Origin of the sequence: Methylocystis sp. SC2 (assembly GCF_000304315.1) — a bacterium.
GTDB lineage: Bacteria > Pseudomonadota > Alphaproteobacteria > Rhizobiales > Beijerinckiaceae > Methylocystis.
Genome location: NC_018485.1, coordinates 819,014 through 842,406 on the forward strand (window position 1 = coordinate 819,014; position 23,393 = coordinate 842,406).

Here is a 23,393-nt window from a genome sequence, read left to right on the forward strand (position 1 = left end):
TTCCTCTTTTGCCTTCCCAGTCCTTTGGAGCAAAAAATGTTTAAGACGATCGTCCTTTTTTCGGACGGCACAGGCAACAGTTCGTCGTCACCTTTTAAAACTAACGTCTTTCGACTGTATGCTGCGCTCGACATGACGCCGGATAAGGGGCAGATAGCCTATTACGACGACGGCGTGGGCTCATCGCAGCATCGCTGGCTCGCCGCCATCACCGGCGCTTTCGGTTTCGGACTGAAACGTAATGTATTGGATCTGTACAAATTTCTGACACGTCATTACCGCGACGCGATGCAGACGCTGGATCTGCCCCCCAGCGAAACGTCTGGCGGACAACTTTATCCTCCTAAGATAGCCTGTTTTGGCTTCAGCCGCGGCGCATTCACCATCCGCGTGCTCATCGGCCTCGTGGCTTCTGAAGGCCTTCCGCTCAAAGCGGATTCGGAGGCGGAACTCAATAGGCTTGCCGAGCGCGCTTATCAGCAGTTCCGAGCACGGAATTTTCACACCGTTCTCGGCGTGGAGAATGTTTGGCGCTGGTTTCGGGATAAACTCGTCATCCCCTTTCTCGACCGCAACGAGGACCGCTACGATCGTGACAAGAATCGTCAAGTCGATGCGATCGACTTTCTAGGCTTGTGGGACACGGTCGGCGCCTACGGCATGCCGGTCGAAGAGCTGCGGGTCTTCATCGACAAATTCATCTTTCCTCTGACCTTCAGCAGTTACGACCTGCTGCCAATCGTCCGCGTTACACGTCACGCTCTTTCGATTGACGATGAGCGCGACGCATTCACTCCAATCCCTTTTGACGACGCCGACGTGCGTCACGAAGCCGCACGTCAGCGCAGTGAGATCATCGACAAGCTCGTCGAAAGCGGAATGAGCCGAGAGGAGGCGGAAGAAAAGGCTCATCAGGACGTCTGCGAACGTAGTCAGCAAATCTGGTTCGCCGGCGTGCATGCGAACGTCGGAGGCGGATATCCCGACGATAGCCAGGCGATTCTGCCTCTGCGCTGGATAATGATCGAAGCGGAAAAGCAGGGCGTGGTTTTTCTCGACGTCTTTAGGAAAGACGTCGTCGCTAAAGCGACCGCCTTTGGACAAAGTTACGATTCGCGCAGCGGGCTGAATGCGCTCTATCGGTACAAGCCCCGGGATATTCCCGAGATTTTAAAACAAGCCCGTCAGCTAACGCTAAGAAAACGCCAGAAGGGCTCTGCGGCGATAGCTGCCGTTCCGGCGCCGCGGCCTTTGATCCATGAGAGTGTGATCTACAGAATGGCGCTGCGGTTTGAAGGCTATGCGCCAATCGCGCTTCCGCAGCAGTTCGATGTCGTCGACAATACTGGACGCCCCAAGGCGTTTATTGATTTCACGGCGGACGCGGGGGCACGCCAAGGCAGATTCGCAAATGGCGAACACGCCGGAACACGTGCGAGAATGGCTGGGCTGGCGGAACTTGTCGACAGATTGAAGCCGCCGACACAGGAGGCGCTCGATCTCGTCAAATGCGCAGTCTTTTGGCGACGCGTTTCCTATCAGGTCACCCTCTGGTCGCTCATCCTGCTTTTATTGATGCCGTTGCTCGAGCGACGAGAGCCCGACCTGAGTGATCCATTTACGAGGTTTTTTGACTGGATCGTTGGCTTTGTGGCCGGCTACCTTCCCGGTTTCTTGTCGCCATGGCTCGACGCTTTTCGACAATACCCGCTTGGCGCAGGCCTGTTGCTTCTGCTTTTTAGCGTAACGTTCTGGTGGGGCGGGCGTCTGAGACGCACGATCGCCGATCGCTCCCGCTTTGCGTGGCACATGACGAAGCGTCCGTCGCAAGGCGTGCTCGCCCGTCGGTTTTGGGATCCACTCGCCAATGTCCTATTGAATTCGAGGCCCGCGAATGGCGCTTGGCATTTCGCTTCCAATGTCGCGGCGCCCAGCGCTTTATTCGCCGTGGTCGCTCTGGCCGCTCTCTTTCTCCTCGATCGCCTCTATTTCCATTACCGCGCCTCTCAAGGGGAGGTGTGTCAAAGCTCCTCGACGATCGAAGGCCTGTCAAAAGAAACGACTTTCGACTTTTTTGTTGATCGACCCTGCACCGCTACGGGCCACAGACTGGAAAAAGGCCGCTATTACGCCGCGACTTTCACGATCGAGCAAGATTGGAAAGATGCGACACTCCCGGCAAATCTCGGCGGCCTCAAGCACGACGAACTCTCACTTGACCAGAAAATCGGTTTTTTTCTGATGGGGCTCGGGATCAAGCGCGTGATAAGCGAGCCATGGATGAAACCGATTCTCCAAGTAGGTCCAACTGGCTTCGATCTTATTCCCGGAGAGCCGTACTTTCGCTTCGTCAACGGCTCGCTGAAGAATAACATGACCGTGCGCTTCAAGTCGCCGGCGGACGGCGAACTCTTCTTCTATGTCAATGACGCCTACACGGGCTTCATTCCGGTCGCAGCGATGCTCGGTCAGGAGAACCCCGATGGCAGTCTCCGCCACACCTATGGCAATAATGTCGGCAAGGCGCAGATAAAAATCGAACCTCTACCTGCGGAATTCGGGGATTAGTGGCCGCGCCGCCTTGACGAGCGCGACTGGATTTCGCAAGGCTCCCGCCAGCCGGCGCGCGCCCCTGCCCGCCCGGAGCAGCTTCGGGAAATGCACATGGACAGCAACGCCGTCGACGGCGGACATTTGCGCGCCTTCATCGAGCGGATCGAGAAGCTCGAAGAGGAAAAGCGTGCGATCAGCGACGACATCAAGGATGTCTACGCGGAAGCGAAAGGGACCGGGTTCGACCCCAAGGTGATGCGCAAGATCGTGTCGATACGGCGTTTGGATAAGCACAAGCGGCAGGAGGAGGAGGAAATCCTCGACCTCTATCTTTCCGCGCTCGGCATGGAATAATCCGGATTCCGGCTGATCACTCCGCTCGGGTCGCGTCATGCCCGGCAGGCCAAAGGCCTGACCGGGAATCCAGAGTCACAACAAGCGCGTTTGATTTTGCCCCTAGATTCCCGATCGCGCGCGTTGCGCGCGTCGGAAATGACAGCCGAACCGTTCAAGCGGATTCCCGACGTCGGAAGGCTTGGCCGTCATAGGGCGGGCGTTCGGCGAGGCGAAATCGAGGCGCAAAATGGATTTTGGCGCGCAAGATGAAGTCGTGCGCTTTCTCGCCGCGCTCGAGGGCGGCGCGGAGCGGATCGTCACGACTCACATTTCCATCGTCGCGCTCTGCGGAACCCATGCCTATAAGCTGAAGAAGGCGGTCCGCTTTCCCTATCTCGACTTCTCGACGCCCGGACGCCGATGGGAGATGTGCAAGCGTGAAGCGGCGCTGAACACAAGCTTCGCGCCAAAACTTTATCTCGGCGCGCATCGCGTGACCCGCGAGGCGGACAGCAGTCTGGCGCTCGACGGCGCAGGCGAGACGATCGACGCGGTGGTCGTCATGCGGCGCTTCGCCGACGGCGACCTTTTGGAACAGGTCGCACAGGAAGGTCGGCTGACGCGCGACACGGTGGAGTCGCTCGCGCGACTGATCGCGAAGACTCATGACGCGGCGGCGCCGAACGATGAAAAGGGCGGCGCCGCGGCGATGCGCCGAATTCTGGACGACACGGCTTTGAGCTTGCGCAACGCGGCGGCGGCGAGCGCCGGGCGCATCGATTCGCTTGTCGCGCGCCTCGACGAAGCCCTCGATGCGCAATCAGCGCTTCTCGACGCGCGCAAGGCGCAGGGCAAGGTGCGCCGTTGTCACGGCGATCTGACGCTGCGCAACATCTGTCTGTTCGAGGGCGCCCCGACGCTCTTCGACTGTCTCGAATTCGACGAGGAACTTGCGACGATCGACGTGCTGTACGACGTCAGCTTTCTTTTGATGGATCTATGGCGCATCGGCGCATCCGCTTTCGCAAGTCTGACGTTCAACCGCTATCTCGATGCGCGCGACGAAACGGATGGCCTGCCGCTTCTGCCGTTCTTCATGGCGCTGCGCGCCGCCATCCGCGCGCATGTCGAGGCGTCGCAACAAAACGCTGATCGCGCGCGCCTCTATTTCGATCTCGCGATGACTCTGCTTGCGCCGGCCAAAGCCGCCGTCATCGCCATCGGCGGTCTCAGCGGGTCGGGAAAATCGAGCGTCGCCGCGGCGCTTGCGCCCGTCGTCGGATGTCCGCCCGGCGCGCGAGTCATCAACAGCGATCGCATTCGCAAACGGCTGTTCGGCGTCGCGCCGACCGCGCGTCTGCCGCAAGAGGCCTATGCAAGCGCCGTATCGGCGAAGGTCTATGAGGAAATGTTCGACGCTGCGGCGCGGACGGCCGCGCGCGGCTGGCCGGTCATCGTCGACGCCGTCTTCGACCGTCCGCAAGATCGCGAAGCGATAAAAGCCGCGGCGGAGCGTGCGCAAGCGCCGTTCCTTGGGGTCTGGCTCGATCTCGATCTCGACCGGCGCGCGGCGCGCGTCGATGCGCGCGTCAACGACGTGTCCGACGCCACGCGCGACGTGCTTAAAGCGCAGATGGAAAAAACGACGGACGAGATCGACTGGCTCAAGATCGACGCGTCGAAAGATACGGCGACGATCGCCGCCGAAATTGAGAATGCTTTGAAGTCGTCATCGCAAACCGCCAAGCTGTGATGCCATTCCCGACGTGCGCGATGCGCGCGATCGGGAATCCAGAATGAAACCCATCACTCGTGCCATTGCTCTGGATTCCCGGTCAGGCCTTCGGCCCGCCGGGAATGATGGGGTGGACGGCCCCGCCTCAACGGCATCTAAAGTGCCAAGACGTGGTCGCCGGAGCGCCACAGAGAGGGAGGCCGTCCATGAAGAAGTTTATCAGAATCGGGATTGATTTGGGCAAGCGGTATTTTCAAGTTCACGCGCTGGTGAGCGAGGATGGGCGGGCCGTCACGCGCAAGCTGCGGCGGGATGGTTTTCTTGCTTTTTTCGCCGAGGCGGGGCCCTGCCTGATCGGCATGGAAGCCTGCGGCTCGGCGCATTATTGGGGACGCGAACTGCGCGCCATGGGCCATGACGTGCGCCTGATCCCGCCGATTTACGTCAAGCCCTATGTCAAGCGCGGCAAGAACGACGCGGTCGACGCCGCGGCGGTGTGCGAGGCCGTGTCGCGGCCAGACATGCGCTTCGTGCCGATCAAAAGCGCCGAGAACCAGGCGAGCTTGATGCTGCACAAGACGCGCGAGCTTCTGGTCAAGCAGCGCACCATGAGCGTCAATGCGCTGCGCGGACATCTCGCGGAGTTTGGCGTCGTCGCCGCCAAGGGCGTCGGCCATGCGGGCGAACTGCTGGAAAAAGCCAAGAATGACGCGACGCTTCCAGAAATCGCCAAGGCGACCGTAAAGATTTTCGTCCAGCAGCTGGAGGCGATCAGCGCCGCGATCGTCGCGCTCGATAAAGAGATCGCCAACGTCCATGCGCAAAGCGAGATCAGCAAATTGCTCGCCGGCGTCCCCGGCGTCGGCAAGATCGTCGCCACGGCGATCGTCGCCAGCGTCCCGGACCCCAGCGTCTTCAAATCCGCGCGCGACTTTGCCGCCTGGCTCGGCCTCACGCCCAGGCAAAACTCCAGCGGCGGCAAGGAAAAGCTCGGCGCCATCACCAAGCAGGGCAACCGCTATCTGCGCAAGCTGCTGACGCTCGGCGCGACCTCGCTGTTGCGCGTGGCCGGCAAACGCAACGGCGTTCTGCGCGATTGGCTCGTCGCCCTCCTGGCCAGGAAGCCGGCGCGGCTCGTGAGCCTCGCGCTCGCCAACAAGCTGGCGCGGATCATCTGGGCCATGATGACGACCGGCGAGGCCTTCCGAACCCAGATCATGGCGCGCGCAGGGAAGCCCTCGATGGCGTAACCGTTCGAACCATCCAGTTTGGCGAGGGCGAAACATCGACGTGATGAACGACAGGGTCGGAAACGACGACGAAGGACACTCCGCTACGTGTCACGTGCACAAAGCTCGCGGGAATGATCAGGAGCCTTCGCAGTCGAACTTCATCAGGGCCAGCGGACATACGCGCCGCGCCAAAAGGCCGGACATATGACCGAAACCCGCCACCAGGTTCACCGCGCCGACAAAAAACCGCTTGCCAAGCGGGGCCGTCCACATATGACAATTCGCAAGCGCCAATCATTGTGGCGCGATAAAGCGATCACGGCTTATGAAATCAGCACCGCGGCGCCCTGCAGCCGGCCCTCGCGCAGATCGGCGAGCGCTTCATTCGCCTGCGCCAGAGGATAGCGCGTCGCATGCATGTTCAGCGGAATCGTTGGCGCCAGCGCGAGGAACTCGCGCGCATCTTCGCGCGTGAGATTGGCGACCGAAAGCAGCCGCCGTTCCTCCCAGAGCAACGCATAGGGGAAGCTCGGAATGTCGCTCATGTGAATGCCGCCGCAGACGACCGCGCCGCCCTTCTTCGTCGCGGCGAGCGCGCGCGGAACCAGTGCGCCGATCGGCGCGAAAATCAGCGCGGCGTCGAGCGGCTCCGGCGCTGGCGCGTCGGAATCCTGCGCCGACGCCGCGCCGAGCGACAGCGCGAAATCGGCCGCCGCCTGATCGCCGGGCCGAACGAAGGCATGCACGCGCTTGCCTTGGGCGATCGCGACCTGGGCGATGATATGCGCGGCGGCGCCGAAGCCGTAAATGCCGATTACGTCCGCCGGCCCCGCCATCTTCAGCGTGCGCCAGCCGATGAGGCCCGCGCACAGCAGCGGCGCGAGCGTCGCCGGATCGCCGATCTCGGGCAACGGGAAACAGTAGGACGCGTCGGCGATCGTATGGCTCGCATAGCCGCCATCGCGCGTGTATCCGGTGAAGAGCGGATCGTCGCACAGATTTTCGCGCGCGCTCGCGCAGTAGGGGCAATGTCCGCAGGTATGGCCGAGCCAGGGAACGCCGACCCGCTGTCCAAGCGAGAAGCCGGTTACGCCAGAACCGATCGCGTCGACGCGCCCGACGATCTCGTGGCCCGGAACGATCGGCAGCTTCGGCCGGGTCAGTTCACCGTCGACGACATGAAGATCGGTGCGGCAAACGCCGCAAGCCTCGATCTTGAGCCGCAACTCGCCGACGCCGGGCGACGGGATCGGCCGCTCCTCCATGACGAGCGGCGCATGGGGCGCCGGCAGGACCATCGCCGACATCGTCATGGCAGCGGCTTTCTGAAAAAAAGCCGCGCATGACCGGGCGGAAAATCCTCAATTTCGCCCGCGCGGGTAAATCCGAGAGCTTCGTAGAAGGCGGACGCCTTCGGATCGAATGTGTCGACATAGAGTCCGACGCAGCCGCGCTCCCTGGCGATCCGCTCGGCTTCCGCGATCAGCCGGCGTCCCGAGCCACGCCCGCGCTGAGACTGCTCGACCCACAGATGGCGAATATAGAACCAGCGCCAGTGCGACACGCCGTTCAGGCCGGCGACGAGAAGCCCCTCCGGATCACGCGCGACGATGCAGACGGGCGCCTCGTCGCGCGGCCCGAACCGAATCGCAATCTCTTCGCCGAGCCTCGCCGCAAGCTCGGCCGACTCGGTCGGTTCGATCGACAGACCGATCTTCTCAATCTCGTCGTCTTTGATCATGATCGAATCGTGAGACCCGTCCTCGTCCTGCTAGTGTGGGCCTGCGTCGCCTGCGCCGCAACGGCCCGCGGCGAGGATGACTACTGCGCGCCCGTCGACATCGCGCCAGGGCCCGCGCCGACCGGCGCGCGGGTGCGCGATTATGCGCCGGTCTTCGAACGCTGCGCCAACGGCCGCGGCGAATTGCGACTCGCCGTCCGGCGCATGAGCGTCGACGGAACGCCCCTTCTCCTCACCGTCGATCCGCAGTCACTGCAGACGTCGCTGGAGCGCGCGGCATGCTGGCGGTGCGAAGAAACAAGCGATGCGGCGCAGGCCGAGACGCGCTATCTCCAGGCGCTGCATCCGCCAGATGATCCGACGCGTCCGCCGGCGCTCGTCAACGCCGGCCTAATTCACGGCGCCGGCGGCGGCGCCTTTGTGACCGGCGACCTCTGTCCGAGCCGCAAGCCGCTGGACCGCGCCTTTTTCGAGGAACTCGCGGCGCAGGGGCCGCGCACGCCCGTGATGCTCGCCGTCTCCGGCGGCTGGATCGCCCGCCACGGCGCCGATTTCGCCTGGCTGCGCGAGAAGGCGCGCGGCGGCGCGCTCGACATCGTCTGGGCCAATCATTCCTACAGCCATCCCTATGTTCGCCGCCTTCCGGACGCGCGGAATTACTTCCTGCGGCCGGGCGTGGACGTCGCTCGCGAGATTTTCGAGACGGAAAAGCTCATCATCGCCCAAGGCGAAACGCCGTCGGTATTTTTTCGCTTTCCGGGACTCGTCGCCGACGCCGCGCTGCTGGAGACCGTTCGCAGCCGGCATCTCATCCCGCTCGGCGCCGACTCCTGGCTGGCGCTCGGCCTAAGGCCACGCCCGGGCTCGATCGTGCTCGTGCATCCCAACGGCAATGAGCCGATCGGGATAAAGCTGTTTTCACGGCTGATGCGGACCGGCGCGATGCCGCTGCCCCTGCGCCCGATCAATGAGGCGCCATGAGCCAGCTATTTGTTGAGCCTATTTGACGAGATTAACTGTGTAGTTGTTGTAGCTGCCGATGTATTTCTCGCGGAAGCCGACCGTCCGGCATGTCGGCGAGCAACAGGTGTTGATGCACCACTCATAGGCGCTTGGCGGCACGCAAATGTTGAAGGGGCCGCTCCACTTCGTCCCGTCGCTCGATTCGGCGTAATAATAATAATAAGTATTAACGCTCTGGAGGTCGCCGCCGAAAACGGTTTTGATCTGGCCGGGCTCCAGTTTCCACCACCCCTTTTTCGTCCAGTCGCCGCCGTCTGAACAGCCCGGCGAATACCAGAGAAACGACACCCAGACCGTGGCGCTGGTTTTATTGCGGAACTTGAACCAGGCCTGCGCGGCGTTCGGCGCGTAGACGATGCTGAGCGTGGCCAATAGGATCAAAAATCTGCGCATGGTCCCCTCCCCTGCGAAAATGCGCGGGACGCGATCGAAAAAATTAAGGCTTGGGCGTGGGCTGGGCCGCGGGATCGAGGCGGATGGACCGCGCCTTGGTGGGAACTTGCGGCTCTTTGGAAACTTCGCCGACGCCGGGCCGGGCGTCCTCCTCCCCGGAGACGGGCTTCTTTCTCTGCGGCGCGGGTTCTTCCTTGAGAGGCGCCTTTTCGCCGAAGTGCTCCGTCGGGCTCACGGCGGCGTCGGACGGGGTTCGGCGTTGAGCCTCCGCCGTCGCGCTCCCAAGAAAAATTGCGGCGCTAAGCGCGGCGATAAGCCAACGATGAGGGCTTGCCAATGGGACCTCCTAAATTCTGTTCCGAATATGGACGCGCGACAAAAAAACGATTGATCAAGCGACGCTAGGCCTGACGCTCGCCGCCGTCAACGTCCGTTTGGCTTGCCCTCAGGCGATGGGGGTCAGCCCTGATCCTCATGGCGCCGCGTCGCCAAATCCCTTACATTGACAAGGTTTCCGGCGGCTCTTATCTCTCCGGCGGAAACGCCGCGTCGATCTCGGCGCTCCGCCGTTGGCGCGACGTCGCAGGCGGATGTTATTCATGCCTTATGCGACGTTCCGCCGGCCGCCGTTCCCCGGCGCGCCGAGAAGGCGGCAGACGCTGCTCGGGAGAAAGGTTCGCAAGGATGATCGGCGCACTCGCCAAGAAGATTTTCGGCACGGCTAACGACCGCCGCCTCAAGACCTACGCGCCGAAGGTCAACGCGATCAACGCCCTGGAGGCGGACGTCGAAGCGCTGACCGACGAGGCGCTGAAGGACCGAACCCGCCAGTTCCGCGAAGAGCTCGCCGCCGGCAAGACGCTGGACGATCTCCTCGTCCCCGCCTTCGCCACGGTGCGCGAGGCGGCCAAGCGCACCCTCGGCCAGCGCCATTTCGACGTTCAGCTCATCGGCGGCATGGTGCTGCATGAAGGCGCGATCGCCGAGATGCGCACCGGCGAAGGCAAGACTCTCGTTGCGACGCTCGCCGTCTATCTCAACGCCCTCGCCGGCAAAGGCGTCCATGTCGTCACGGTGAACGACTATCTCGCCAAGCGCGACTCCGAATGGATGGGGCAGATCTACAGGTTTCTCGGCATGAGCGTCGGGGTCGTGGTGCATGACCTCATGGACGAGGATCGCGCCGCCGCCTACGCCTGCGACATCACTTACGGCACCAACAACGAATTCGGCTTCGACTATCTGCGCGACAATATGAAATATGAATTCTCGCAGATGGTTCAGCGCGGACATAATTACGCGATCGTCGACGAAGTGGACTCGATCCTCATCGACGAGGCGCGCACGCCGCTCATCATCTCGGGCGCCATCGACGACAAATCCGATCTCTACAACACGATCGACAGGCTGGTCCCCAAGCTCAATGCCGACGACTTCGAACTCGACGAGAAGCAGCGCACGGTTCATCTGACCGACGCCGGCAATGAGCATATGGAAGAGCTGCTGACCGCGGCCGGCGCGCTGACCGAAGGCGCGCTTTACGAAGCGCACAACGTCACGCTCGTGCACCACGTCAACCAGGCGCTGCGCGCGCATAAGCTCTTCCAGAAGGACAAGGATTACATCGTCCGCAAGGGCGAGGTGGTCATCATCGACGAATTCACCGGCCGCATGATGCCGGGCCGCCGCTATTCGGAAGGCCTGCATCAGGCGCTCGAGGCGAAGGAGCGTGTTCAGGTTCAGCCTGAAAACGTCACGCTCGCGTCCATCACCTTCCAAAATTACTTTCGTCTCTACGGCAAACTCGCCGGCATGACCGGCACGGCGGCGACGGAGGCGAATGAATTCGCCGAAATCTACAAGCTGGACGTGGTCGAAATTCCGACGAACCGCCCCGTCTGCCGTCTCGACGAGGATGATGAGGTCTATCGCACGTCCAAGGAGAAGCTCGGCGCGATCGCCGCCGAGATCCAGGACGCGAACGGGCGGATGCAGCCGCTGCTCGTCGGCACGACGTCGATCGAAAAGTCGGAGCAGCTGGCGGAATTCCTGCTCGCGCAGGGCTATACGATGATCGACTTCGTCGATCCCAAGGGACTGACCAAGCTCTATGAGGCGGCGCGTTCCGGCAAGCCGTCGAAGCTTTTCGCGGTGCTCAACGCGCGCTTCCACGAGCAGGAAGCCTATATCGTCGCGGAAGCCGGCGTGCCCGGCGCGATCACCATCGCCACCAATATGGCCGGCCGCGGCACCGACATTCAGCTGGGCGGCAACGTCGAGATGCGCGTGTCGCAGGAATGCGCCGGCCTCGAAGGCGATGCGCGCGCCCAGAAGGAAGCGGAAATCCGCGAGGAGGTCGCGGACTTCAAGGAGAAGGCGATCGCCGCCGGCGGCCTCTACATCATCGGCACCGAGCGCCATGAGAGCCGGCGCATCGACAATCAGCTGCGCGGCCGCTCCGGACGCCAGGGCGACCCTGGCCGCTCGAAATTCTTCCTGTCGCTGCAGGACGACCTCATGCGCATCTTCGGCTCCGAGCGCATGGATTCGATGCTGGTGAAGCTCGGCCTGCAGGAGGGCGAAGCGATCGTCCATCCGTGGATCAACAAGGCGATCGAGAAGGCGCAGCATAAGGTCGAAGCGCGCAACTTCGACATCCGCAAGAACATCCTCAAATTCGACAACGTCATGAACGACCAGCGCAAGGTGATCTTCGAGCGCCGGCTGGAAATCATGGATGAGGAGAGCGTCGAGGAGCAGACCGCCGACATGCGCGCCGACGTGATCGATGCGATGGTGTCGCAGCACATCCCCCATGACGCCTACGCCGAGGCCTGGGACGTCGACGGGCTGGCGGCGGACGTCAAAACGAAGCTCAATCTGGATCTGCCGGTCGCCGACTGGGCGAAGGAAGAGGGCATCGCCGACGAGGAGCTCAAGGAGCGTCTGCTGGAGGCGGCCGACGCCGCATACGCCGAGCGCGTCGAAAAGAACACCGAGCCGCTGATGCGCATGATCGAGAAGCAGGTCGTCCTGCAGTCTCTCGATACGCTGTGGCGCGAACATCTCATCGCGCTCGACCATCTTCGGCAGGTGATCGGCTGGCGCGGCATGGCGCAGCGCGATCCGCTCAACGAGTACAAGTCCGAAGCGCTCGAGCTCTTCAAGAGCCTGATGACGCGGTGGGACGAAACGGTGACCACGCAGCTGATGCGCGTCGAAGTGTCCTTTGAGGCTCCGCCCTCCGCGCCGCCGGAGCTGCCGCCGATGGAAATGTCGCATCCAAATCCAGAGGCGCTGATCGGCGGCGGACAGCAGCTTGCGCTCGATGAACTCAATACGCGTCTCGCGGGGGTCGATTTCTCGGCGCGCGGGCTCGCGGTCAGCGAAGCGCCCACTGCGCGCGACGCGTCCAATCCCGCCACTTGGGGCAAGGTCGGCCGCAATGAGCCCTGCCCTTGCGGCTCAGGTAAGAAATACAAGCACTGCCACGGCGCTCTTGTCTAAGCCGAGGCGGACAGCGATGTGGAAGATCAGCGTCTCGGCTCTCCTGTCGACGCTGGCGTCTTCCGCATCGGCAAGCGTCGAATGGGTGCAGGTCTCCAAGGACGATTTCTCGACAGTCTACATGGACCCCGGCTCGCGTCGGACCTCGCCCGACGGAATCGTCACGGTCGACGCGCTGACGGATTACGACGCCGCCTCGCCAAAAGCCGCCGCATTCGGCCTTGCCGAAAAGGGGCTGTCGGAAATCGAAAAAGTGTCGCTCGATTGCGCCAATCGGAAATACCGGTCCGAGGGCGGCGGCTGGCGCCAGGGCCAGATGGGCCAAGGAAGGATCACCAAGCCTTATCCGCCGAAGGACGAATGGTCGCCGGTTCCGCCCTATTATGACGGACTCTTCGCCAAGGTCTGCGCGAGCAGGTCCTCGGATGAGCGGTCGGATCGATTTGAACCGTCTGGCGCCTGAGAATATAAGCGCAACGCGGTTGAAGCGCCGCCGTCCCGCGTTCGCGGGCAAGCGGCCGCCGCGGGTTTCCAGGAGCTTGTCGTGACCGCCATTGATTTTTCTAAAGTGCTCGTCGCTCAGGGCGGCGGCCCCACCGCCGTCATCAATCAGTCGCTCGTCGGGGCCGTGCTGGAGTCCCGCAAATTTCGCGAGGTCGAGCGCGTCTACGGCGCCTTCCACGGCGTTCGCGGCATCGTCAACGAGGATTTCGTCGATCTCACGCAGGAGACGACCCATAATCTCGAACTCGTCGCCTGCACCCCGTCTTCCGCGCTCGGCTCGACGCGCGACAAGCCGGACCTCAAATATTGTCAGGAAATCTTCCGCGTCCTGCGCGCCCATGGGATCGGCTGCTTCTTCTATATCGGCGGCAATGATTCCTCGGACACGGTGCGCATCGTCTCGCAGGAGGCCCAAAGCGCCGGCTATCCGCTGCGGACGGTGCACATTCCAAAAACCATCGACAACGATCTGATGGTCAACGACCACACGCCGGGCTTCCCCTCGGCGGCGCGCTGGGTGGCGCAGGCCTTCGCCGGCGCCAATCTCGACAATTGGGCCCTCCCCGGAGTGTATATCGCGATCGTCATGGGCCGGCACGCCGGCTTTCTGACCGCCGCCTCGGCGCTCGGCAAGAAATTCCCCGACGACGGCCCGCATCTCATCTACATCCCGGAGCGCGCCTTCATCGTCGACAAATTCCTCGCCGACGTTAAGGCGACGATGGCGAAATACGGCCGCTGCGTCGTTGCGGCGTCAGAAGGCGTCTGCGACGAAAACCACACCCCCATCGCCGAAAAGCTGGCCAAGGCGGTGGAGCGCGACGACCACGGCAATGTGCATCTGGGCGGCGGCGCGCTGGCCGACGAACTCACCCGCCTCGTGAAGGAACGGCTCGGATTCAAGCGGGTACGGGCCGATACGTTCGGCTATGTGCAAAGGAGCTTCGTCGGCTGCGTTTCCGACGTCGACCAGCGCGAGGCGCGCGAGGTCGGCGAAAAGGCGGTGCAATACGCCATTTGGGGCGACCGCGACGGCTCGGTGACGATCCACCGGACCGGCTTTTATTCGGTCGACTACCACTTGACGCCGCTTGAAGAAATCGCCGCGAAGACAAAAGTGATGCCGGACGAATATATTAGCCCCTGCGGCACGGACGTCACCGACGCCTTCCGGATGTATCTGCGCCCCTTGCTCGGGAGCGGCATGCCGGACGCCTATCGCTTGCGGCTCAATCGGGTTCCCAAGATACTGACCGCCTGAGCCGTCCGGCGAGGGCGCCTTTCTTGCTTCAATAGAGTTTCCAGCGAAGGTTGCAATTTGGTCGTCGTGTAAAATACACTAACTAGTCATGGTTCTCGGGCGCTCGTCGCTGACGACCGAAACTGGATGGGAAACGGACACGCCAGCCGCTTCCACTTTTTGTTAGTCTGGCGCCGGTTACACAGGTGTTCGGGCAGATTCGCCCGGCAGTCCGGCCCGATAGGAGAGCAATATGAGCAAGGTCGGCGGCGGCGATTCCAAGAACACGCTTTACTGCTCCTTTTGCGGCAAGAGCCAGCATGAGGTGCGTAAGCTCATCGCCGGACCGACGGTGTTCATCTGCGATGAATGCGTCGAATTGTGCATGGACATCATCCGCGAGGAGAACAAATCCTCGCTGGTCAAGCAGCGCGACGGCATTCCGACCCCGCGCGAGATTTGTAAGGTTCTGGACGACTATGTCATCGGACAGTCACAAGCCAAACGCGTTCTCTCGGTGGCGGTCCACAACCATTACAAGCGCCTCAACCATGCCACCAAGCATGGCGACGTGGAGCTGGCGAAGTCCAACATTCTGCTGATCGGACCGACCGGCGTCGGCAAGACCATGCTGGCCCAGACTTTGGCGCGCATCCTGGATGTTCCCTTCACCATGGCCGACGCCACGACCCTGACCGAGGCGGGCTACGTCGGCGAGGACGTCGAAAACATCATCCTCAAGCTTCTGCAGGCGTCGGACTATAATGTCGAGCGCGCCCAGCGCGGCATCGTCTACGTGGACGAGATCGACAAGATTTCGCGCAAGTCCGACAATCCTTCGATCACCCGCGACGTTTCGGGCGAAGGCGTGCAGCAGGCGCTCCTGAAGATCATGGAGGGCACCGTCGCCTCGGTGCCGCCGCAGGGCGGTCGCAAGCATCCCCAGCAGGAGTTCCTGCAGGTCGACACGACGAACATCCTGTTCATCTGCGGCGGCGCGTTCGCGGGACTCGAAAAGATCATCTCCGCCCGCGGGCGCAACACGTCGATCGGCTTCGCCGCCACCGTGCAGTCGCCCGACGAACGGCGCACCGGCGACATTTTTAGGCAAGTGCAGCCCGAAGACCTGCTGAAATTTGGGCTCATCCCCGAATTCGTCGGCCGCCTCCCGGTCATTGCGACGCTCGAGGATCTCGACGAAGACGCCCTCAAGCGAATCCTGACCGAGCCTAAGAACGCGTTGGTCAAGCAGTATCAGCGACTTTTCGAGATGGAAAACGTCGAGCTCACCTTCCAGGACGACGCGCTGTCGTCCGTCGCGCGCAAGGCGATCGAACGGCGCACCGGCGCCCGCGGCCTGCGCTCGATCATGGAAGGAATCTTGCTAGACACGATGTTCGACCTGCCGGGTTTGGAAGGAGTCGAACAGGTTGTGATCGGACCGGAAGTCGTCGAGGGCAAAGCCCGCCCGCTCTATATTTACTCCGAACGCAGCGAAAAAAGCGGCGCGAGCGCCTGACGCCCGTAGGCGAAGCGAAGATGTGGCGACGGCGACGCACGCGGGTTTAAGCTTGGGCGCCGCAGCGCCTTGAATCGATTGTTCGCGTAACCATTTCCGTTAACGGGACCGTCGGGCGCATTCGCCGGCGGTCTTTAACCGGCGCGAAATCGGCGGGCGACCGTATCGCGGCCTAAAGCCAAAGTCGCCCTGCGGACTCGCGCCGCCGCTTTAGCGGGACGCGTCAAGGACAGGACAAAAAGAATGTCGAACGAAAAGCGAGACGCCGTCATGCCCGGAACCATCGAAAGCTATCCGGTGCTGCCGCTGCGCGACATCGTCGTCTTCCCGCACATGATCGTCCCTCTCTTCGTCGCGCGGGAGAAGTCCATCCGCGCGCTCGAAGAGGTGACGAAATCCGACAGGCTCATTCTGCTGGCGACGCAGAAGAACGCCGGCGACGACGACCCCTCGGCCGACGCGATCTACCCGATTGGAACGCTCGCTTCGGTGTTGCAGCTTCTGAAGCTGCCCGACGGCACGGTGAAGGTGCTGGTCGAAGGCGTCGCGCGCGCCAGCGTTCGCACATATACGCGCGCGGACGATTATTACGAAGCCGACGCCGAAGTCGTCGCCGACGATCTCGCCTCGCCGGTCGAGGTCGAAGCGCTTGGCCGATCGGTGATCGCCGAATTCGAAAGCTATGTGAAACTCAACAAGCGGGTCTCTTCCGAAGTCGTCGGCGCGGTGACGCAGATCGACGACTATTCGAAGCTCGCCGACACGGTCGCGTCTCACCTGTCGGTGAAGATCGCCGAGAAGCAGGACGTGCTCGAGACGGTCAGCGTCGCGCGCCGCCTCGAGAAATGTCTGTCGCTGATGGAGAGCGAGATCTCGGTCCTGCAGGTCGAGAAGCGCATTCGCACGCGCGTCAAGCGCCAGATGGAGAAGACGCAGCGCGAATACTATCTCAACGAGCAGATGAAGGCGATCCAGAAGGAATTGGGCGACGAGGACGGCAAGGACGATCTCGCCGAGCTCGAGGAGCGCATCAAGAACACCAAGCTTTCCAAGGAAGCGCGCGACAAGGCCTTCGCCGAGTTCAAGAAGCTGCGGCAGATGTCGCCGATGTCGGCCGAAGCCACCGTCGTTCGCAACTACCTTGACTGGATCCTGTCGATCCCGTGGGGCAAGCGCTCCAAGGTGAAGCGCGATCTCGGACAGGCGGAGGAAGTGCTCGACGCCGAGCACTACGGCCTCGAGAAAGTCAAGGAGCGCATCCTTGAATATCTCGCCGTGCAAAGCCGCGCCAACAAGCTGACCGGACCGATCCTCTGCCTCGTCGGCCCGCCCGGCGTGGGCAAGACCTCGCTCGGCAAATCCATCGCCAAGGCCACGGGCCGCGACTTCGTGCGCATGTCGCTCGGCGGCGTGCGCGACGAAGCGGAAATCCGCGGCCATCGGCGCACCTATATCGGCTCGATGCCCGGCAAGATCATCCAGTCGATGCGCAAGGCGAAGACGTCCAATCCGCTCTTTCTCCTGGACGAGATCGACAAGATGGGCATGGATTTCCGCGGCGATCCGTCGTCGGCCTTGCTTGAAGTGCTGGACCCGGAGCAGAACGCGACCTTCAACGACCATTACCTCGAAGTCGACTATGACCTTTCGAATGTGATGTTCGTGACGACCGCGAATACGCTCAATATTCCGGCGCCGCTGATGGACCGCATGGAGATCATTCGCATCGCCGGCTACACGGAAGATGAGAAGCTCGAGATCGCGCGCAGGCACCTCATCCCCAGCGCGGTGCATAAGCACGGCCTTTCGCCCGACGAATGGATGATCGCCGACGACGGGCTGCTCACCCTCATTCGCCGCTATACGCGCGAAGCGGGCGTGCGCAATCTGGAGCGCGAACTCTCGAACCTCGCGCGCAAGGCGGTGAAGGAAATCCTTCTTAAGAAGAAGGAGAAGATCCTCATCACGAGCGAGAACATCGCTGATTATCTCGGCGTGCCGAAGTTCCGCTATGGCGAGGCCGAACTCGAAGATCAGGTCGGCGTCGTCACCGGACTCGCCTGGACCGAGGTCGGCGGCGAATTGCTGACGATCGAAGGCGTCATGATGCCCGGCAAGGGCAAGATGACGGTGACGGGCAACCTGCGCGACGTCATGAAGGAGTCGATCTCCGCGGCGGCGTCCTATGTGCGCTCGCGCGCAGTCGACTTCGGCGTTGAACCGCCGGTCTTCGACCGACGCGATTTCCATGTGCACGTGCCGGAAGGCGCGACGCCCAAGGATGGACCGTCGGCTGGCGTGGCGATGGCGACCGCCATCGTCTCGATCATCACCGGCATTCCCGTCCGGCGCGACATCGCCATGACCGGCGAGATCACGCTGCGCGGCCGCGTCTTGCCGATCGGCGGCTTGAAGGAGAAGCTGCTGGCGGCGCTGCGTGGCGGCTTGAAGAAAGTGCTGATCCCGGAGGAGAACGCCAAGGATCTGGCGGAAATCCCGGACGCGGTGAAGAACTGCCTGGAAATCGTGCCCGTCGCGCGCATGGAGGAGGTGCTGCGGCATGCGCTGATCTCCCAGCCGACGCCGATCGAATGGCGGGAAGACGCCGCCGCGATCGCCAAGCACGCCGTCAGCGACGATGACGGGACCGGCGTCCGCGCGCACTGATCGTTAGAGCCTTCGACGCCTCAAGAGCCCCGCTCCTCCGAGCGGGGCTCTTTGCTTTGGGCTGCTGGATACGCGCTGCAGCCCCCAGATTGCATGAGCATTTCGCCGCCGAGCCGCCATTTCCCCCGGAAAACCAGCGGTTCCGCGCCTTTGGCGGCCGCTAAGCCTTGCTTTTCCTGCGATTCGCGACCAACACTCGCCATCGCTGCGCAACGCCGATTCGAGGTCGCGCATTCTTACGCCGGGCGGCTGGCAGTGAAGGAGAAGGAAAAAGCCATGAACAAACTGGAACTCGTCGAGCACGTCGCGAGCGAGACGGACAGCTCGAAAGCGGCGGCGGCCGCCGCCATCGACGCCGTCATCGACGGCATCACGAAGGCCCTCAAGAAGGGCGACGAAGTTCGCCTCGTCGGCTTCGGCACCTTTTCGGTCAAGAAGCGCGCCGCCGGCAAAGGACGCAACCCGGCGACCGGCGAAGAAATCAAGATTGCCGCCTCCAAGAGCGCCCGCTTCAAGCCCGGCGCGACGCTGAAGACCGCGCTCAACAAAGCCAAGTAGCTGGGCGCGGGAGGCGCTGGCGTCGCAGGATTTTTTGCTACTTCGCACCACGGCCGTCGGAGCCCCGGCGGCCGTAGTTTTGAGCCGGCTTGCCTCGCGAGGCGCCCGCCCTTAAAACCCGCCGGGCGCGCATCGTGTCGGGCGGTTAGCTCAGTTGGTAGAGCATCTCGTTTACACCGAGAGGGTCGGCGGTTCGAGACCGTCACCGCCCACCATTGGCGCCCTCGAGGCGGCGCGGGCTCGCTGCGGGAATTGGTGTTCCAAAGCCCAGGATTTCGCTTTAGCTTGTTGGGATAGGAAGGCCGCCCGGATGAAATTGATCAAGACCGTTCTCTTTGCGCTCTGCGTCGCCGCATTCGCCCCCATTTTCGCGCAAGCCGAAGAGATGAGCTTTCGTGTCGTTGGCGTGAATTCCGACGGCTGCGGCGCAAATTGCCCGCAAGTGATCGCGGCGCAGGGCGAAATCAGCCTGGAGACGCCCGAGGCCTTCGTCGCCTTCGTGCGCGAAAATGCTCCTGGCGGCAATCTGCACGGAATCGTGCTGCTCGACTCGCCTGGCGGAAAGGTCGTCGGGTCGATGGAGCTCGGACAGGCCTTCCGCAAGCTGGGGATGGCGGTGATCGTCGCCCGTCCCGCAGCGGATCAATCTCGTACGATGGCGCTCGTATCCGGCCGCTGCTATTCGGCGTGCGTCTACGCGCTGATGGGCGGCAGGAAGCGCGTGATCCCGCCGCAAAGTAGCGTCGGCATCCACCGCATGTTCAACTATTCGACGAGTTTCGACATCGGCGAGGGGGGACTCGTGCGCGAGCGCAATTATGACGATGGCGGCATGCTCCAAACGCTTTCCCGCTACGCGGCGATGATGGGCGTGAGCACCGAACTCGTGAAGCTCGCCGAACAGACGTCGCCCGATAAGCTTTACATGCTGACCGGCGCCGACATCGCCCGTTGGCGGCTTGGGTCGCGCAAGCTTTAACGCGCCGGATGACAGGCATATCAGCAACCAAGGCAGCACATGAAACATATTCTCGACGGGCTTGAACGGCGGCGCGCGTCCGCCCGACTGGGCGGCGGCCAAAAGCGGATCGAAGCGCAGCACGCCCGCGGCAAGCTCACGGCGCGCGAGCGAATCGAACTGCTGCTCGATCACGGCTCGTTCGAAGAATTCGACATGTTCGTCGCTCACCGCTGCACCGATTTCGGCATGGATCAGGGCGAGAAGATCTCGGGCGACGGCGTCGTCACCGGTTGGGGAACGGTCAACGGGCGCGCCGTCTTCGTCTTCGCCAAGGACTTCACCGTCTTCGGCGGCTCGCTTTCCGAGACGCACGCGCAAAAGATCACCAAGCTGCAGGATATGGCGCTGAAAAATCGCGCCCCCATCATCGGCCTGTTCGACGCCGGCGGCGCGCGCATTCAGGAAGGCGTCGCGGCGCTCGGCGGCTATGGCGAAGTCTTCCAGCGCAATGTCATGGCCTCCGGCGTCATTCCGCAAATCTCGGTGATCATGGGCCCTTGCGCCGGCGGCGACGTCTACTCGCCGGCGATGACGGACTTCATCTTCATGGTGCGCGACACGAGCTATATGTTCGTGACGGGGCCCGATGTCGTGAAGACGGTGACGAACGAGACGGTCACGGCGGAAGAGCTCGGCGGCGCTTCGGTGCATACGACCAAAAGCTCGATCGCCGATCGCGCCTATGACAACGACGTCGAAGCGCTCCTGCAGATGCGCAGGCTGATCGATTTCCTGCCCTCCTCCAACCAGGAAGAGCCGCCGGAATGGCCCGCTTTCGACGAGGTGGACCGGCTCGACGAATCGCTCGACACGATCGTTCCGGACAATCCAAACAAGCCATACGACATCAAGGAGCTCATCCATAAGATCGTCGACGAGGCCGACTTCTTCGAGATCCAAGATGCGCATGCGCGCAACATCGTGATCGGCTTCGGCCGCATCGAAGGGCGCACGGTCGGTTTCGTCGCCAATCAACCGCTCGTGCTCGCCGGCGTGCTCGATATCGACGCCTCCAAGAAGGCGGCGCGTTTCGTGCGTTTTTGCGATTGCTTCAACATTCCGATCGTCACCCTTGTCGACGTGCCGGGGTTCCTGCCTGGCACGGCGCAGGAATACGGCGGCCTGATCAAGCATGGCGCGAAGCTGCTGTTCGCATACGCCGAAGCGACGGTGCCGAAAGTGACCGTCATCACGCGAAAGGCGTTTGGCGGCGCCTATGACGTCATGGCGTCAAAACATCTTCGCGGCGACGTCAACTACGCCTGGCCGTCGGCGCAGATCGCCGTCATGGGGGCGAAGGGCGCAGTCGAAATCATCTTCCGCGCCGACCTCGGCGATCCGGAGAAGATCGCTCAGCGCACCAAGGAGTATGAAGATCGCTTCTTGTCGCCATTCGTCGCCGCGGAGCGTGGGTATATCGACGAGGTGATTACGCCGCGTTCGACCCGCAAGCGAATCGGTCGCGCGCTCGCGCTGCTTCGTCACAAGGAATTGGAGAATCCTTGGAAGAAGCACGACAACATTCCCCTGTGACGCAGCGCAATAGCGCCGGCGCCGGCGTGATGGCCTTGCGCCATTTGCGTCGGGGGCCGCCGATCAGCCTAATTCAGCGGCGCCCGACTACAAAATTCGTCAGACTGCACATTTTTGAAGTGACAGTCCGCCCATTTTGTCCTAGTGTTCGCTCGCCAGGTTGGTTGGGGTAAAAGCCTAAGCGTCGAATGCGTCGCAGGAATTAAGCCCAGCTACGGTCCAAGTCGGGGAGGACGCCGAACAGAACGCAGTTCGCCGAGGCTCGCAAGATGAGCCGGCGCGAAAGGCTATCGGAGCGACTTAAGACTTCGGAGCTTGGCGTTTCGGTTTGGTTAAGGACGGGGTGCCAAAGAGCGGGGAGCGGCGGGACGCCATTCCCGCTCTTTGTGTTTCTATCGTCTCGCGACCGATGCGTTTAACGAATCGCTAAGCGTCGGAGATTGATTCCAATCGGTCAGCGCCGGATCTGCCCGAGACGTCGCCTTGACGGGCGATGACGCGCTTCCTACGTTCCGCGCACGTCTCACAAAAAGCCCAACGGAAGGCCGGCCATGTCCACGCAGAAAATAACCGACGCCACTTTCGAACAGGAAGTGCTCAAATCCGCCGAGCCGGTCGTCGTCGATTTTTGGGCGGAATGGTGCGGTCCCTGCCGCATGATCGCCCCGGCGCTGGAGGAGATCGCCGCGGAGATGAAGGGCAAGATCAAAGTCGTCAAGCTCAACATCGACGAAAACCCCGCCGTGGCGAGCAAGCTCGGCATCCGATCGATTCCGACGCTCATTCTGTTCAAGGACGGCAAGGCCGCCGCGCAAAAGGTCGGCGCCGCGCCCAAGGGCGAATTGTCGCGGTGGATCACTGCTGCCGTTTGAACGATTCTTGCAATTGGATCCAGCGGCCGGCGCATCGCCACAGGCGTGCTCTCGAGCCATCGACCTCGGGAGCTGCGTAGATGCGCCGATTGCATGAATTTCTCGCTTTCTGTTGCCTGATCGTTTTAACGCTCGCGCCGCTCCGCGCGGCGACAGCCAGCGAAATCACCATCGCGGCGGCGTCCGATCTTAAATTCGCCTTGCAGGAAATCGTCTCGAACTTTCAAGCCGCCCGTAAGGGCGACAAGGTCGATGTTATTTACGGCTCTTCCGGCAAGCTGCAGACGCAGATCCGCGAGGGCGCCCCTTTCGACATTTTCTTTTCGGCCGACATCGCCTATGCGCGCGCGCTGCGCAAGGACGGCTTCGCGGCGACCGAGCCCACGCCCTACGCGGTCGGCAGGATCGTTTTGTGGAGCGCGACGCGCGACGCGACAATAATGCGCCTGGAGGATCTGGCCGATCCCAAGATCGGCAAGATCGCGATCGCCAATCCGGCGCATGCGCCTTACGGCAGATGCGCGGAACAAGTGCTGCGCGCCGCCGGCCTTTGGGACAAGGTGAAGGACAAGCTTGTTTTCGGCGAGAACATCTCTCAGGCGACGCAATACGCCGAGACCGGCGCCGCCGATGTCGCGTTGACCGCTCTTTCGATCGTATTGAGCAAGCAGGTCGCGGACAGAGGCGGCTATTCTCTGATCCCTGAGACGCTGCATTCACGACTCGAACAAGCCTATGTCGTGACCCGCCAGGGCGCCGACAAACCTTTGGCGAAGGCCTTTCTCGACTATCTCAAAACCGGACAGTCGCAGACGATCATGATAAGGTTTGGCTTCGCGCCCCCTGGCCAGGCCGCGCGGTAGGCCGTTTTCGCCCGTGCGCGTATCCGCTTAAATGTGGAACGGGCGGACGCTGACCGCCTTCCGCCTGTCGTACCCTTACCGCCGCCGCTCGTCGGC

General features: G+C 62.4%; 18 protein-coding genes and 1 tRNA gene. 16 read left to right on the plus strand and 3 right to left on the minus strand.

The window, feature by feature from the left end:
* Positions 1 to 36: 36 nt before the first annotated feature.
* From BN69_RS03865 to BN69_RS03880, 4 genes are all read left to right on the plus strand, one after another.
* Positions 37 to 2,568 (plus strand): DUF2235 domain-containing protein, encoded by a 2,532-nt coding sequence (locus tag BN69_RS03865; RefSeq protein WP_014890243.1) that lies wholly within the window; start codon positions 37 to 39, stop codon positions 2,566 to 2,568.
* A 90-nt stretch (positions 2,569 to 2,658) separates the two neighbouring features.
* Complete coding sequence (locus tag BN69_RS03870) at positions 2,659 to 2,907, plus strand: DUF2312 domain-containing protein (protein WP_014890244.1); 249 nt, start codon at positions 2,659 to 2,661, stop codon at positions 2,905 to 2,907.
* Positions 2,908 to 3,136: 229 nt separating this feature from the next.
* The gene (locus tag BN69_RS03875; protein ID WP_014890245.1) at positions 3,137 to 4,642 is read left to right on the plus strand and encodes a bifunctional aminoglycoside phosphotransferase/ATP-binding protein; all 1,506 of its coding nucleotides are present in this window, start codon (positions 3,137 to 3,139) and stop codon (positions 4,640 to 4,642) included.
* A gap of 188 nt (positions 4,643 to 4,830) precedes the next feature.
* A complete protein-coding gene (locus BN69_RS03880) occupies positions 4,831 to 5,874 on the plus strand; it encodes an IS110 family RNA-guided transposase (RefSeq protein ID WP_014889743.1) in 1,044 nt (347 codons plus the stop codon).
* A 305-nt stretch (positions 5,875 to 6,179) separates the two neighbouring features.
* On the opposite strand, the gene BN69_RS03885 is transcribed toward BN69_RS03880, so the two are convergent.
* Positions 6,180 to 7,163, minus strand: coding sequence for a zinc-dependent alcohol dehydrogenase family protein (locus BN69_RS03885; protein ID WP_041927141.1), 984 nt, complete (start codon positions 7,161 to 7,163; stop codon positions 6,180 to 6,182).
* Between the two features lie 2 nt (positions 7,164 to 7,165).
* Complete coding sequence (locus BN69_RS03890; RefSeq protein WP_014890248.1) at positions 7,166 to 7,597, minus strand: GNAT family N-acetyltransferase; 432 nt, start codon at positions 7,595 to 7,597, stop codon at positions 7,166 to 7,168.
* Between the two features lie 9 nt (positions 7,598 to 7,606).
* Here BN69_RS03890 and BN69_RS03895 point away from each other — a divergent pair, with 9 nt between their 5' ends.
* Positions 7,607 to 8,578 carry a polysaccharide deacetylase family protein gene (locus BN69_RS03895; protein ID WP_244435032.1) on the plus strand — a complete coding sequence of 324 codons (972 nt, stop codon included), beginning with the start codon at positions 7,607 to 7,609 and terminating at the stop codon, positions 8,576 to 8,578.
* Positions 8,579 to 8,596: 18 nt separating this feature from the next.
* Here BN69_RS03895 and BN69_RS03900 read toward each other — a convergent pair whose 3' ends face one another.
* On the minus strand, positions 8,597 to 9,013 hold the full coding sequence (locus BN69_RS03900) for a DUF1036 domain-containing protein (RefSeq protein ID WP_014890250.1): 417 nt from the start codon (positions 9,011 to 9,013) through the stop codon (positions 8,597 to 8,599).
* 684 nt (positions 9,014 to 9,697) lie between these two features.
* Here BN69_RS03900 and secA point away from each other — a divergent pair.
* From secA to modA, 11 genes are all read left to right on the plus strand, one after another.
* Entirely contained in the window at positions 9,698 to 12,520 is a 2,823-nt protein-coding gene (gene secA / locus BN69_RS03910) for a preprotein translocase subunit SecA (RefSeq protein ID WP_041927142.1), read from the plus strand.
* Positions 12,521 to 12,536: 16 nt separating this feature from the next.
* Positions 12,537 to 12,983 (plus strand): surface-adhesin E family protein, encoded by a 447-nt coding sequence (locus tag BN69_RS03915; RefSeq protein WP_014890253.1) that lies wholly within the window; start codon positions 12,537 to 12,539, stop codon positions 12,981 to 12,983.
* An 81-nt stretch (positions 12,984 to 13,064) separates the two neighbouring features.
* A complete protein-coding gene (locus tag BN69_RS03920; RefSeq protein WP_014890254.1) occupies positions 13,065 to 14,285 on the plus strand; it encodes a 6-phosphofructokinase in 1,221 nt (406 codons plus the stop codon).
* A 232-nt stretch (positions 14,286 to 14,517) separates the two neighbouring features.
* Positions 14,518 to 15,783 (plus strand): ATP-dependent Clp protease ATP-binding subunit ClpX, encoded by a 1,266-nt coding sequence (clpX, locus tag BN69_RS03925; RefSeq protein ID WP_014890255.1) that lies wholly within the window; start codon positions 14,518 to 14,520, stop codon positions 15,781 to 15,783.
* 243 nt (positions 15,784 to 16,026) lie between these two features.
* Positions 16,027 to 18,450, plus strand: a complete 2,424-nt coding sequence (gene lon, locus BN69_RS03930) for an endopeptidase La (protein ID WP_014890256.1) — start codon at positions 16,027 to 16,029, stop codon at positions 18,448 to 18,450.
* A 276-nt stretch (positions 18,451 to 18,726) separates the two neighbouring features.
* Positions 18,727 to 19,008 carry an HU family DNA-binding protein gene (locus BN69_RS03935; RefSeq protein WP_041927143.1) on the plus strand — a complete coding sequence of 94 codons (282 nt, stop codon included), beginning with the start codon at positions 18,727 to 18,729 and terminating at the stop codon, positions 19,006 to 19,008.
* Positions 19,009 to 19,147: 139 nt separating this feature from the next.
* Positions 19,148 to 19,223: transfer RNA gene (locus BN69_RS03940), tRNA-Val, on the plus strand.
* Between the two features lie 95 nt (positions 19,224 to 19,318).
* Positions 19,319 to 19,987 carry a COG3904 family protein gene (locus tag BN69_RS03945; protein ID WP_014890258.1) on the plus strand — a complete coding sequence of 223 codons (669 nt, stop codon included), beginning with the start codon at positions 19,319 to 19,321 and terminating at the stop codon, positions 19,985 to 19,987.
* Between the two features lie 39 nt (positions 19,988 to 20,026).
* The gene (locus BN69_RS03950) at positions 20,027 to 21,562 is read left to right on the plus strand and encodes an acyl-CoA carboxylase subunit beta (protein WP_014890259.1); all 1,536 of its coding nucleotides are present in this window, start codon (positions 20,027 to 20,029) and stop codon (positions 21,560 to 21,562) included.
* Between the two features lie 551 nt (positions 21,563 to 22,113).
* On the plus strand, positions 22,114 to 22,434 hold the full coding sequence (gene trxA / locus BN69_RS03955) for a thioredoxin (protein WP_014890260.1): 321 nt from the start codon (positions 22,114 to 22,116) through the stop codon (positions 22,432 to 22,434).
* Positions 22,435 to 22,514: 80 nt separating this feature from the next.
* Positions 22,515 to 23,297 carry a molybdate ABC transporter substrate-binding protein gene (gene modA / locus BN69_RS03960; protein ID WP_014890261.1) on the plus strand — a complete coding sequence of 261 codons (783 nt, stop codon included), beginning with the start codon at positions 22,515 to 22,517 and terminating at the stop codon, positions 23,295 to 23,297.
* The last annotated feature ends 96 nt before the right edge of the window (positions 23,298 to 23,393 follow it).

Excerpts from the sequence above, each read along its gene's own strand:
- BN69_RS03865 (WP_014890243.1), top strand. The coding sequence starts at position 37 with ATGTTTAAGACGATCGTCCTTTTTTCGGACGGCACAGGCAACAGTTCG.
- BN69_RS03870 (WP_014890244.1), top strand. The coding sequence starts at position 2,659 with ATGCACATGGACAGCAACGCCGTCGACGGCGGACATTTGCGCGCCTTC.
- BN69_RS03875 (WP_014890245.1), top strand. The coding sequence starts at position 3,137 with ATGGATTTTGGCGCGCAAGATGAAGTCGTGCGCTTTCTCGCCGCGCTC.
- BN69_RS03880 (WP_014889743.1), top strand. The coding sequence starts at position 4,831 with ATGAAGAAGTTTATCAGAATCGGGATTGATTTGGGCAAGCGGTATTTT.
- BN69_RS03885 (WP_041927141.1), bottom strand. The coding sequence starts at position 7,163 with ATGTCGGCGATGGTCCTGCCGGCGCCCCATGCGCCGCTCGTCATGGAG.
- BN69_RS03890 (WP_014890248.1), bottom strand. The coding sequence starts at position 7,597 with ATGATCAAAGACGACGAGATTGAGAAGATCGGTCTGTCGATCGAACCG.
- BN69_RS03900 (WP_014890250.1), bottom strand. The coding sequence starts at position 9,013 with ATGCGCAGATTTTTGATCCTATTGGCCACGCTCAGCATCGTCTACGCG.
- secA (WP_041927142.1), top strand. The coding sequence starts at position 9,698 with ATGATCGGCGCACTCGCCAAGAAGATTTTCGGCACGGCTAACGACCGC.
- BN69_RS03915 (WP_014890253.1), top strand. The coding sequence starts at position 12,537 with ATGTGGAAGATCAGCGTCTCGGCTCTCCTGTCGACGCTGGCGTCTTCC.
- clpX (WP_014890255.1), top strand. The coding sequence starts at position 14,518 with ATGAGCAAGGTCGGCGGCGGCGATTCCAAGAACACGCTTTACTGCTCC.
- lon (WP_014890256.1), top strand. The coding sequence starts at position 16,027 with ATGTCGAACGAAAAGCGAGACGCCGTCATGCCCGGAACCATCGAAAGC.
- BN69_RS03935 (WP_041927143.1), top strand. The coding sequence starts at position 18,727 with ATGAACAAACTGGAACTCGTCGAGCACGTCGCGAGCGAGACGGACAGC.
- BN69_RS03945 (WP_014890258.1), top strand. The coding sequence starts at position 19,319 with ATGAAATTGATCAAGACCGTTCTCTTTGCGCTCTGCGTCGCCGCATTC.
- BN69_RS03950 (WP_014890259.1), top strand. The coding sequence starts at position 20,027 with ATGAAACATATTCTCGACGGGCTTGAACGGCGGCGCGCGTCCGCCCGA.
- trxA (WP_014890260.1), top strand. The coding sequence starts at position 22,114 with ATGTCCACGCAGAAAATAACCGACGCCACTTTCGAACAGGAAGTGCTC.
- modA (WP_014890261.1), top strand. The coding sequence starts at position 22,515 with ATGCGCCGATTGCATGAATTTCTCGCTTTCTGTTGCCTGATCGTTTTA.